Consider the following 12787-nt stretch of genomic DNA (forward strand, 5'->3'; position numbering starts at 1 on the left):
ATAGTCCTACTAAACCTTGAAATGATATATTACGAATTCTTATTTAGTAAAATCATTCGAACTATATTTTAATAAAAGTATAGTTATTATTAGCCCTACCAAAATACCCATTGTAATATTTAACATCATTTTTATCAATTTTTAATTCTATTCATAATAAATTATTCAACATCTATAAGATACTTGTAACCTCAAATACCAGACTTGCAAAAAAACTAGACAATTAGCTGAATGACTAAACAGCTAGTTCATGATTATATATAATTCAAATTATTTAATGGTTCTGTTTTCTAAAAAGAAAAGCCTACACCTATATTTTATAACTTTGCTTAATATGTATTTCTATCCTACATAGTTGTTTTTACAACAACTATGTTATTCGTAAAAATTATACATTAATTATAAGGACATCCCCCTTTTAACCAATTAAAAAAACAAAACCCTCAAAAATCGAGTACGAGCGCAACGCTCTCTATAGTAATTTAAGTTCTGCTTACGGCAGCTGGAGAAAACAGACCTATATAATTTTCAAGTTCTTTTTTTAATAAGCAAAAAAATGAACATTAATTTACTTAAGACCAATAACTTTCGTTTGTGCATTCATCGCGATGGCACAAACACATAAAAAACTGTAATAAAGGTAACTTTTCTTGAATTTTTCATTTTTTTTATACATCTCAATTTAACAGTACTATTTAACCCAATACAATTTTTTGAAAATAGGTTTTTTTCCATTCCATTCCCCTCCAAGTTTCACCGTTTTTGAACTAGTATTCTTTTTTCCTTTTATTACTTTTTTAGGTAACAATGAAAGTTCTTTTACAAGAGTAAAATCTTTTAAAGATTCTCCTTTTATATTTTTAAAGTCTTTGGGTGATAGTATCAATTTTTGAGGTTCTGAACCTCCAATAAGAATTAATTCTGAGGCAAAATCATCTAAGAGAATGACCATTTTATTCGCTTCTTTACTAATTAGCTCAATTCCCAATCTCGCTTTTTTAGGTGCTTTATATTTCGTACTATAAGGTTTATGAGTACTTCTTCCCCAAATATTTTTTTTATCGTAAAACCACTCTTTTTCCCAATTACCTTTAAAGTCTTCAATAATTAATGAAGGTTTATCAGTGACAACAGTTTTGGATTTTTTTAAATCTTCAGGAGAAATTACTTGGATAGGTGTAGATATATTAAATTTATCCGTTTTGTATATATTATAATAATAGCCTGCACCTTGTTGGGGCTTGCTCAACCTATATTTTATATTTGCATAGACCCAAACGGGCTTGTCTATGCGAATTAAAGGTAATTCAGCTTTCCATTTGTCTCCTACTTTTACCGTATTAGCATAGTTCCAATACCTCTTTATTCTATTTTCTCTTTCTTCACTTTTAGTAGCTCTTGGAATTTCTCCTTGAAATGTATAATAAATATCAACTTCAATAATTGGTTTGGAATTATCTGGTAACACCTCAATAAGAGGGATTTTATTTTTAGTTTTTAATTTTATTTTACTTTCAGGTGTTTTAGGCAACTCTGAACTTCCTTTTAGATACTGATCCATCCAAAGCAAACCTGACACCTCATATTCTCCTAAAACCTTATGATTCATATGCGCAGAACTTACAACTCTCCAATCATCGGTCTTTATTAAGCTTGTTGCATTAGGGATATCTTTTAAATGTCCGTGGAAATCATTTGAAGGACTCAAAAATAATATAGGACATTTTATTTCTTTTAAATAAGAATTATCTCCAATCGTATTTTTATATAAATCCTTGTATATATCATTGTCATTATCACTTATTCCTCCACAAGAAGGGACTGCTACTTTTACTCTTGAATCTGTTGCTGTTAATACTGTAAGTTTACCTCCCATTGAGTGTCCATACACACCTAACTTATTTGCATTTACTTGTGGTTGATTTTCTAAAAATGTTAAAGCCCTTCTTCCTGCCAAAGCAGCTAAAAACCAACGACTGTTTTTTGGGGAATCCACAGAATCTAAAGACCAATCCTCTGGGGCTAAAGACCCTCCGTAACCTCCCTTAGAGCTGTATCTAGTTGGAGCATGATATCCATCTAATTTTCCCCAGTCTGTTGTTATTTTGTAATTAGCATCTTTTGTTTTACCAGCCAAAAAAAGCTTTACTTCCTTTGGTGTTACTTTATATTCTGGTGCGTTTATTCTACCCGCCCATGAAATAGAAATGGTAGCATAACCGCGCTTAGCATTTGTTAGTACAACTCTATAATCGGCATACTGTCCTCCGCCATGTATTTGCACTAAACCAGGTAGGTTACTCCCGTTTTTTGGATAGCCATAAATAGCGGCCACCATAGCTTTTTTGCCTTTAAAAACTCCAACTCTATATCTTAGAACTTTAAAGATGACCTCATCTTCTTCCCACTCTTTAAGAATCTCTGTATCTAAAGGTTCTTTTCTTGCATCATAGTGACTCCACAGCTCATGGAAATTCTGAGGCACATCTTTAGCATCAGTTATTGTACTAAAAGTGTCATTTTCTTGATTTTGTGAGGTCAAAATAGATGACATTACAAACAATAATGCAACAATAATATTTTTTAAAAACATCTTAACTTATTTAATTGTGAATATTAGAAGATTCATTATTCATAAAACCTACAACATCAACTAGCTCAATTTTTTCTCGAGCATCGCTACTACGAGTAGTCATGATCACATTTTTAAATTCAATGTTTTTTGCATGACGAATATAAGCACCCCAAGAAGGCAATACTCCAAAGAAAAATTGTTCTGGATATCTTATAATATCTTCAGCAATACTTCTTTTTGCATCTTCTTCAGTTCCTCCACCTGGATAAGAAATAGTAATATTTTCTAATAAAACATTTTCCACATAATGACCAGGAATTCCAGTAATCATAATACCACAACGCTTCTGGATATTACTAACTACATTTGCTTTTAAATTTCGTATGGTTATATTTTTTATAGATCCAGTAGAAGCTCCTTCATTTGTTCCTTCCTTCAAATTATAAATTTGCTCTGTTGGTTTATCATAAACTCTACCTCTATTTCCTAGTCTAATAAAAATGGGACCTTCTACATTATCCATGGTAATATTCTCGATAGTAATATCTTCTAGAATACCTCCATCTACTTGTAAAAGTTTTATAACTCCCATACGTGTATTAGAAAAATCACAATCAGAAACTTTAATATTTCTGAAGCCACCCCTTGAAGAGGTTCCGCACTTAAAAGCTGCTGTATGGCTTTCTGCCCTACAGTTTTTAACAACCATGTTTTCTGTGATTTTAGATGTGGTACTTTTTGGGCAAATAGCATCGTCTCCAGTCTTGAGGTCACAATCTTCAATTAAAATATTGGAACATCCATCTAAATCAAAGCCATCGTTATTTTTATTAACCATGCTATTGATGGTCACTTGTTTTGCTATAATATTTTCACAAGAAACCATATGAACACACCATGAAGCACTGTTCAAAAATGATACATCTCTAAATTCTATATTATTACAATCAACAAATCGCATTAACATGGGTCTCTCTCCTAAGCTATCCGCAACTTTTACTGGGAAATTATTTTTAGTACCTCTACCGTTAATAAGTCCTTGTCCTGTTATTTTGATGTTATGAGCATTCTCCGCATACAATAAACTCTTATTAAATGCTGGTGCCTCTATAGCGCCTTTATTTTCTGTAGAATAGTCTTTTAAAGACAAACTCCCCAAAAGTTCTGCTCCTTTTTGAATATGTAATTCAACATTACTTTTTAAATTAATTGTACCTATAACATATTTTCCAGAAGGAATGATTACTTTTCCACCATTTTCAGCACATTTATCAATAGCTTTTTGAACCGCTACTGTATTTACAATTGTAGTATCATTAATTGCTCCATAATCTAAGATATTGTACTCATTATTTTTTTTACAGCTTCCAAAACAGATTAAACATAGTGCCATTACAACACCTTTTAATAATTGGTTTTTCATACTTAGTTTCCTAATTGTTTAGTTAATAGTTCTCTTTCTTTAGAAAAAGTATTACTTAGAGGTGCTGTAGGTAAAGTTTGTTCAAACAATTTAATTTTATTTAATAAACCAGAAACTTTTTCTGGGTATTTACCCGCCACATCTGTTTGTTCCGACCAATCTGAATTGATATTATATAATTCAGTTTTGCCTAATTTTGAATTGGTTAAAAGCTTCCAATTATCTTCTTGAATACCTGCTGAAGGCCAGAATTCTGTTCTATTATTTGAGAAGTTCCAGTTCCAAAAAATTGGTTTTTCTCGTTTCATCTCTTTCCCTTTTAAAGCCTCTACAATACTAACACCATCTGATTCATATCCTTCAGGCAATTTACCTCCTGCTAATTCTAAAAAAGTAGGTAACAAATCTACTGTAGATAATTGTGTCGTTTTATCATGGACTCCAGCAGGTACAGAACCTGGCCATCTCACGATAAAAGGAATACGAACACCTCCAGCGAACAACGAACGCTTTTTACCTTTAAGACCTGCCGTTTCTCCAACTGAATAATACGATCCTAGACCACCTCCAGTTGAATTATCTCCTTGTGTTTTTGTAGTTCCTGTAAATTCTGGACCATTATCAGAAGAAAAAAGTACAAGAGTATTATCATCTATTCCTAAATCTTTTAATGTTTGAAACAATTGCCCAATACGATCATCGTATTCAGCTATTACTGCGGCATACACCTGTTGTTGTTCATCTAAATCTGAAAACAAATCCATATATTCCTTCTTTGGATAATGGGGTGTGTGTGTTGCATGAATCCATGCATTTACAAAGAAAGGCTTGTTTTTATTTTTCTTTACAAAATCTATGGTTTTATACAATGTAGAATCCACATCCATTTGATGCAATTTATTTGGTAAGTTAAATGCTCCATATTCATCATATCCATATTCTAAAGGAGATGGTGCATCTGCTACATCAGTATTTGACAAATGCCACTTTCCATAATGAGCAGTTACATATCCTGATTTTTTAAGCATTCGTGGTAACAAAGGTGCTTCTGTACTTAACCAATCTGGCATATTACGTTTCATATGAGACTCAACAGAAGCAAAATGTCCATGCACACTATGTCTCGCAGGAAACTGACCTGTCATGACTCCAGTTCTACTAGGTGAACAAACTGGATTGACTACAGAGAAATTTTGAAAATCAATTCCTTCAGCTGCCATTTTATCTAGATTAGGAGTTTTACAAAATGAGCTTCCGTGAATTCCTAAATCACCATATCCCCAATCATCAGCAAATATGAAAATAATGTTAGGCTGGGTTTCTTTGTTTTTAATAGATTTAGTGCTAGTATCAGTTTTACAACTTTGAATAAGTAAAGTAGTTAAAAAAAGATATGTAATTAGTTTAAAGGCTTTCATGATAAAATTGTTTTCAGCGAAATTATTAAAATCATAAACGAACCAATTACTCATTTAGATTTATTTGTTTCTCAAATCAATTATTGTAAATAAAATTATAAAATAGCTCTAAAGTATTGATCGCAATATTATTTTTTTTAAGATTTTTCTAGCCATATATCAATTAAAAAATAGAAAGGTGCATAGAGAAATGCGAATGTTCTGTGTTTTATAAACTTTTCAGTAAAAGAACAAACTATAAGATATGATATTAAAATATTGGTTTTAATAATGTAAATATGACTACTCGAAAACTCGATTAATATGAAGACTCAGTTTTGGTTGATGTGCTTGCTTTTCTATCGATTAAGGAATTGTTTATTAGAAATTAAGGCTCAATGTTTTTATAATACTCATGGATAAACCTTAGTTTATCTAGTTCTAAACTCTATATAATTTATAAAATCTTTTTTTCACTAAATAGAGGAAAATATGAATTGATTAGAGCAAATGTTTTTTAAATGTCTAAGGTATCTTTGTTAAATAAAATCTCAAAAAAAATACTAGAAATAATTTTAACAATAGGGATCAAGAAATGGTCAAAGCGGAGCCAATCATAATTACTGGGATTCTTGATTAATATATAGGAGATGTGAAATTAGAAAAATGGAGGGGCAAAAAACTCGGAAAGAGAAGTGGTGGGAAATATTGCACATATTCAGATCAGTTTTTCTTCGGAGTACTACTGGCATAGGAGCATACATCCTCTATGCTAAAAATATTGAATTTAAAAATTTAAAAATGATAACACAATCTACCGACAAAAGAGAGATGATTATCTTGGAAGATGTGAAGAGTTTTTGTTAACAACTAGATTTTACTATGATTATGAAAAGACTTGTTTTAGCCATTGTATTTTATGGTTTGTTTACCACCGCCTATGGTCAGAGTATTCGTGGAGGCAAACTTTCTAAAAGTGAGAGAAAACCCAATTTTATCCAAATTCTTACAGATGATCAGGGTTGGGGTGACCTTGGTTCTTTTGGACATGAATTTATAAAAACCCCCTACATCGATCAATTGGCTAGGGAAGGCATCAAATTAGTACAATGCTATTCATCTGCTGCAGTTTGTTCCCCTTCTCGCTCATCTATATTAACAGGCAGAACTCCGTTTCGTAACGGTGTTTTCAGATGGGTGCCCGCAGACCATTTCTGTCATTTGCAAAAGGATGAAGTGACATTGCCACAGTTGTTAAGAGAACATGGATATCAAACAACTCATTTTGGAAAATGGCATCTAAGTAATTATACAGAGAAAAAGCAGGGAGAACGTCAGTGGCCACAGCCATACACAGACTTTGGTTTTGGTACTGACCCAAATCAGCCAAGTATGGATGACTATGGGTACGATTATTGGTTTGCAACCGGGAATGTAGCAAGGCCCTCTCATGAGAATCCGGGTAATTTTTTCCTTAATGGAAAGCCAATGGGAGCGATGAACGGTTATTCTGCTCAACTTGTGGCGAAAGAGGTTGTGAAGTGGATTCGAGAGTATCGAAATAGCAATCAGCCTTTTTTTATGACACTTTGGTTTCATGAACCCCATGGACCAATAATGAGCGATCCGAAGTTTATTGAAAAATATGATGATGAAATAGACGATCCCAACCTTAAGCAATACTACGCCAATGTGACCCAAATAGATGAAGCAGTTGGAGAAATTGTACGTGTTATGAAAGAAGAAGGGATTTACGATGACACGTTAATCTGGTATACGAGTGACAACGGCCCAGAAGGAGATAATGAATTTGGGTTTCCTGTTAAAATAGACAATGCTGGTAGTGCAAGGTATCGTGGAAACACCGGAGGACTAAGAGGTAGAAAACGACACACTCATGAAGGAGGTATTCGAGTTCCAGGGATTATATCTTGGCCTGCTGGTTTTAAGAGAAGTGGTGTGATGCCAGGAGGAATTGCAGAAGAGCCCATTATTGGTTCCGATATATTTTCAACCTTTTTGGATATTGCAGGAATTGACTTGCCAAAACACATTACCCTTGATGGTACTTCTATTTTGCCAATTTTTGAGAACAAAAAATTCCACAGAGAAAAACCACTTTATTGGAGGAACAACAGTAATGAGTTTAAGGTAGCATTAAGAGAAGGCGATTGGAAAATACTAGCTAATGGTGATCTAACAAGTTTCGAGTTATACAATCTTGCTATTGATCCAAGGGAAACAACTGATTTATCTGCTCATGAACCAAAGCTATTTGAAAGGCTAAAAAAAGCACTTATGGAATATGATGATGAAGTACTCACAGAAGGTCCAGATTGGTGGAAAAATGATAGAGTAGGAAATACTATACCGGAGAAATACTATAAAAAATACTAAGTTATGAAATGCCTAATCGTACTAATATATAAGTTTAGCATCTACAATCATCCATTTTGCAAAGGCATAGTTTCCGTCAAGAGATTACGATTCTAAATCAATAAATTTTCAGTTTCAAAGATTTTGTACTCTAGGTAAAAAGAATAGATTCAAAAATTTTAATTCATGCACAGAACTTAATGTATTCTTTTTTTTTATAGTTATGACTAGAGGTTTCCATCTTCATTATTTGAAGTTCCAATCCATGTAGAAGAAGTTCATTAGTTATTTCCAATCGATTTTGGCAATTTTGTTTTCTAAGTCAACCCAAATAGAGGCATGTTCAAAATCGCGAGTTAACTCCCAACCATTCACTTTCATATTGTTTAATGGTTTGCCTAGTGGTTTATCAAATTCAGGATACCAATCTGTTGCACCATGTTTAAAGCGATAGCCCCAATTATATATGAGATAGGAGTTTTCTTGTGCGCCTGCTAAAAATGAAGCTAAAGGAAACGTTATATTTTTTTTAGAAATTTCTTGTTTTTCTTTTAGGGGTTTTGCCATAAAATCTTTGTCTAGCCAAGTATATCCAGGCCATCCTTTAAAAATTACTATTTTACCAGTTTGTCCGGCTTTCTCCATTTCTTGAATGTCTTGTAGCATGCTTTCTTTAGAGTTACTGTTAATGATTCCGAAATGTTCAATCATTACGGCGTCGGTATAATCTGGAAAGTTATTTCCAACATTTCTTCTTGGGTTACTTCGAATACCGTTGTAAACTATTAGATTGTTATTTCCAAGAGCAGCTCTGGTCTCGGCTATTAATTTTTTTAACCCTTCTTGAATCCTATCGTATTTCTCTTGGCCCCATAGTTCAATATTTGCTGGACTTCCTACTTGAATAAAAGCATCCATAAATAATCCATCGGTTGGGCCGTTTGAAATTTCGTTTTTTGCTGTTTCTACCCACCATGTTCTAACTTCTGGGTTGGACAAATCATAGCGTTTTGTTTTTCCGTTTTTTAAATCAAGTTCGCCCTCCTTTGTTTTTAACCACCATTCTGGATGACTTTTATATACATGATGTGCTTCGTATGTTGAGATATCTAGAAAAGCATTCCAATAGAAAATGACTTTCATATTGGAATTCAATTCTTTTAATTTTTTTGCATCTACTTCAATGCCAGTTTCGGTGTTTTTAGAATCTGGTAAACCATGTCCTTTTTCTAAAACGACATAATTTGAATGCGATGCAATAAATTTTGCTTCATCGTTAGTTAAAGCTCCCTGTTTTCCAAAATGAAATGCCACAGGTACTTTATCCCAAAGGAATTTGGGAAAAGCTTTATTTGATTGTCCTGTTGATTGAAAACAGATAAACAGGATTAAAGCATTAAAAAAAACTTTTAAAGTGACGCGCTTCATATCTTAATTAATCATTTATAGGTCTTAAAGCTATTGATTTTAAACTAGCAGTTTTTCTGTCTCCTTCTACTAAAGTTGTTGTTATGGTGTGTTTTCCGGGTGTTTTAAATTCTAAAATACCCATATTGTAAAACACATACTTTTCGGTAGCGGCTTGTTGGTTTTGTACTATAATGCCTTCATCTGTTGTTGTTTTCCAAACCAAACGATCAGTACCTCTGTAATCTAAATCTAAATAGTAATATCCAGCTTCTTTTACGTCGATGCTCCAAGTTACTTGTCCGTTTTCTGCCCAATTTCCAACTTGATTGACGTGTTTCCATTCACCGAATTTCTCCATCCATTTTTTGTCTTCTTGTTTGGCATTGCTAACAGTTCCAAACTCGGTAATTAATTCTGTTCTTGTATTTGGGTAGATTCCAAGAGCTGTGTCTTCGGCTATTATGTCTTCTCCTTTTTTGATATTTACTTCAACTTCAATAATTGAAATTAAATGATCTGGAGCTTTAAAAGGTACATTAAAAGTAACCCAATTATCTTTTCCTTGATTGAATTCAATCTTTTGATCTTTTCCTTCAGGATTTAGAATTTTAGCCGATTTAATTTTAGTTTTTAAACCAGGTAAATACAATTTACCATCATTAGGCCATTCTGAAACCGCTAAATACATGTTATTACCTTTTGTAGTTACATCTCCCCAAGGTAATTTATAATCCCATGGAGAATAGCCGGCATCATAAACCACTTGAGGATATCTTTTTAGCCATTTTCCTGTTTCTCTTAAAAATTCAGCGCCAATTTCTGGAACAATTCCTAATTCGTTTGGACCTACATTAAACAAATAAGAACCACCACGTGCTACAGTTTCCAATAATCTACTTAAAATGACTTTTGGACTTTTAAAGTTATTATCGTACCAAGCATAAGACCATGAATCATTATTAGTATCGCATGTTTCCCATAAACCTTCAATACGTTTTGTTGGAACTTCCATATCGCCAACACTGGCATAATCTCCTAAACCATAGCCAACGCGACTACACATCATGGCTTTTGGTTGTAATTCTCTAACCATAGCAGCTAATTCTACTACATATTCCTTTGGCATATCTCCAGGTGTATCAAACCATACAAAATCTATATCACCATAATTTGTACAAATCTCTTTTACCTGAGGTTTGCATTTATTATAGAAGTAATCTTTAAAAGTAGCTTCTTTTCCATTTTCATCTGTCTTAGGACCTCCTTTACCTCCAGGAGCAGTCCAGTCTTGGTTATGTGAGTAATAAAACCCGAAACCTAAACCTATATCATGGCATGCATCCGCCAATTCGTGCATTGGGTCTCTACCAAAAGGTGTTGCATCTACAATATTAAAATCGCTTACTTTAGAGTCGAACATGGCAAAACCTTCGTGATGCTTACTGGTAATTACAATGTATTTCATTCCAGCATCTTTGGCTAATTGTGCTATTTTTTTTGCATCAAAACCAGTTGGATTAAAGTCATTTGCAATTTGCTTGTAATCTTCAACAGGTATTCCAGCCATTCTTGGATTCATTATCCATTCGCCAATACCATAATACGTTTTATTGTTCCAAACACCTCCGAGATTTGAGAATAAACCCCAATGAATGAACATTCCGAAATTACTTTCATCAAAGAATTTACCTTTTCCGCTTTTTAAAGCGTCCGGTGAAACATTAGATTCCCCCCACATTTTATCCATACTTTCTGTTTTGACTTGAGCTCTACTAGAAAAAGCGATTAATAGACAAAAGACTACAAGGGATAAATTACTTTTATTAAATATATTCATTTTTTATTAATATTATTTCTTTTAAGCAAGAGAAGGGGCGAATCGGTTAAATAAGTCACTCCTCTTGCTTGTTTCATTTTTAATAACCTTCGTTTTGTTCCCAACCTGTCAAAGTTATATCAACCTGAGGAATAGGCAATAACCATTCTCTATCAGGAAAAGGCGCACTACCATATAAAATATGCATGTTTGTATATTCTGTTGCAGAATCTTCCTCTTCACTCCAAAATCTATCCATTTGATTAGGTACAGAAGGATCTGTAGCAGTAAACAAACGATTGGTTCTAATTAAATCAAAACGTCTCTTAACTTCTCCATTAAACTCACGTCTTCTTTCTAGCCATACTGCAGTTCTAAATTCTTCTTGTGAAAGACCTGAAAAGTCTCTAGAATCATCTGTAACTTCAAAAGCCCTTCTTCTTATCTGGTTTACTGCATCATATGCCAAATCACTTGGTGATCCTTCTGCTTCATTTGCTGCCTCTGCATAGATCAAAAGTGCATCTGCATATCTATATAATATAAAGTTAGAATTGGTTCTAAACTGCGATGTCTCTGGTAATCCTAAATAATAATCTATATCTACATATTTTCTAAATACTGGTGCTATTACATACTCAGTACCATCAGCTGTTTTATACCTAGTCATTAAACTCCATTCTCCTCTAATATCTCCATCTTCAAAAGCTCTGTAAAGATTTGGAGTTGGTATATAATTTCCAGCTGTACCTGGCCTACCAGGAAACCTCATTTGAGAAACTGTAGACGAATTTCCTTCATCTAATAATGGTTGAGCACTAAAAAGTCCCCAATAACTAACACCACTATTAGAGGCTGCACATCCTTTACTTAATCGAGATCCTAAACCATCTTCAGCTAAAGTTGCTACTTCCATCATCGATTCACTAGTAAAAGGATTGTTCCATGCTACTCCATAAGATGGCGTCACATGAAGTCCATCAACCTCTGGTACTGTATTTAAAGAATGAGGAGAATTCTCAATAATTTCTAATGCCTTATCTCGAGCTAATGCCCAATTAACAGGATCTCCTTGTACAAATTCACCTTGAGATGTTCTTCTCCAACCTGCTCTCGTTAGATACACATCAGCCAAAATTATTTTTGCAGTCCATTTAGTAACTCTTCCAAAATGAAGTGCATCTTCACAGTGTTCTTCTGCAAACTTAAGATCTGGAATAATTATCTCATCGTACACATCATCTACCGGTGCTCTATCTACATTTATTTGAGCTTCCGTAGATACATAATTTAACATTAACGGTACATCTCCAAATGTTTTAACCAAATGCAAATAATAAAGCGCTCTTAATGCTCTAGCCTCACCAACCATACTATTCTTAGTCGCATCATCCATATCTGGTACGTTAGGAATATTTTCCATTGCATAATTTGCTCTCGAAATTCCTTGCCACCATATTGCATATTGTTGTCTTAAATTTATAAAACGGAGGGTAGACGATATATTATGAGATAGAAAATCAGGACTTTCATTATTTTCATTCAGCTTAGAAGAAACATCATCTGTCCCCAAATCTAACATAGGCCATGAAAACCCATAAGCAGATGTTACAGAACTGTGATTATCCAATGAGTTGTAGGCAGCATCTAATCCAGATCTAGCCTGGCTCTCATCTTGATAAAAGTTAGAAGTAGAAATAAATGTTGGAGGATTTTCTTCTAAAAATCCTTCACAAGAAACTACCGATGCTAAAGAAATCGACAATAAAATTTTATATATACTTTTCATT

7 protein-coding genes are annotated in these 12787 nt (G+C 33.5%); 1 reads left to right on the forward strand and 6 read right to left on the reverse strand.

Annotated features, from left to right (window positions below):
* Window positions 1–691: 691 nt before the first annotated feature.
* From GQR97_RS16855 to GQR97_RS16865, 3 genes are read right to left on the reverse strand one after another with little or no spacing between them, the layout of a single operon-like run.
* The gene (locus GQR97_RS16855; protein ID WP_158850516.1) at window positions 692–2593 is read right to left on the reverse strand and encodes an alpha/beta hydrolase family protein; all 1902 of its coding nucleotides are present in this window, start codon (window positions 2591–2593) and stop codon (window positions 692–694) included.
* A 10-nt stretch (window positions 2594–2603) separates the two neighbouring features.
* On the reverse strand, window positions 2604–3998 hold the full coding sequence (locus tag GQR97_RS16860; RefSeq protein ID WP_199269873.1) for a glycoside hydrolase family 28 protein: 1395 nt from the start codon (window positions 3996–3998) through the stop codon (window positions 2604–2606).
* Between the two features lie 2 nt (window positions 3999–4000).
* On the reverse strand, window positions 4001–5470 hold the full coding sequence (locus GQR97_RS16865) for a sulfatase-like hydrolase/transferase (RefSeq protein ID WP_199269874.1): 1470 nt from the start codon (window positions 5468–5470) through the stop codon (window positions 4001–4003).
* An 813-nt stretch (window positions 5471–6283) separates the two neighbouring features.
* Between GQR97_RS16865 and GQR97_RS16870 the strand changes: the two genes are divergently transcribed.
* Window positions 6284–7792 (forward strand): sulfatase, encoded by a 1509-nt coding sequence (locus tag GQR97_RS16870; RefSeq protein ID WP_158850518.1) that lies wholly within the window; start codon window positions 6284–6286, stop codon window positions 7790–7792.
* Between the two features lie 264 nt (window positions 7793–8056).
* Here the strand turns inward: GQR97_RS16870 and GQR97_RS16875 are convergent, their stop codons facing one another.
* The 3 genes from GQR97_RS16875 to GQR97_RS16885 all read right to left on the reverse strand — a co-directional run bounded on the left by GQR97_RS16875 (window position 8057) and on the right by GQR97_RS16885 (window position 12786).
* Complete coding sequence (locus GQR97_RS16875; RefSeq protein ID WP_158850520.1) at window positions 8057–9199, reverse strand: putative glycoside hydrolase; 1143 nt, start codon at window positions 9197–9199, stop codon at window positions 8057–8059.
* Window positions 9200–9206: 7 nt separating this feature from the next.
* Window positions 9207–11018 (reverse strand): alpha-L-fucosidase, encoded by a 1812-nt coding sequence (locus GQR97_RS16880; protein ID WP_199269875.1) that lies wholly within the window; start codon window positions 11016–11018, stop codon window positions 9207–9209.
* Window positions 11019–11097: 79 nt separating this feature from the next.
* Window positions 11098–12786 (reverse strand): RagB/SusD family nutrient uptake outer membrane protein, encoded by a 1689-nt coding sequence (locus GQR97_RS16885; protein WP_158850522.1) that lies wholly within the window; start codon window positions 12784–12786, stop codon window positions 11098–11100.
* Window position 12787 lies beyond the last annotated feature (1 nt).

Source organism: Algibacter sp. L1A34, from assembly GCF_009796805.1.
GTDB lineage: Bacteria > Bacteroidota > Bacteroidia > Flavobacteriales > Flavobacteriaceae > Algibacter.

Bases quoted from the DNA above. Each gene is read 5' to 3' on its own strand.
- GQR97_RS16865 (WP_199269874.1), bottom strand. From the start codon at position 5,470: ATGAGTAATTGGTTCGTTTATGATTTTAATAATTTCGCTGAAAACAAT.
- GQR97_RS16870 (WP_158850518.1), top strand. From the start codon at position 6,284: ATGAAAAGACTTGTTTTAGCCATTGTATTTTATGGTTTGTTTACCACC.
- GQR97_RS16885 (WP_158850522.1), bottom strand. From the start codon at position 12,786: ATGAAAAGTATATATAAAATTTTATTGTCGATTTCTTTAGCATCGGTA.
- GQR97_RS16880 (WP_199269875.1), bottom strand. From the start codon at position 11,018: ATGAATATATTTAATAAAAGTAATTTATCCCTTGTAGTCTTTTGTCTA.
- GQR97_RS16860 (WP_199269873.1), bottom strand. From the start codon at position 3,998: ATGAAAAACCAATTATTAAAAGGTGTTGTAATGGCACTATGTTTAATC.
- GQR97_RS16855 (WP_158850516.1), bottom strand. From the start codon at position 2,593: ATGTTTTTAAAAAATATTATTGTTGCATTATTGTTTGTAATGTCATCT.
- GQR97_RS16875 (WP_158850520.1), bottom strand. From the start codon at position 9,199: ATGAAGCGCGTCACTTTAAAAGTTTTTTTTAATGCTTTAATCCTGTTT.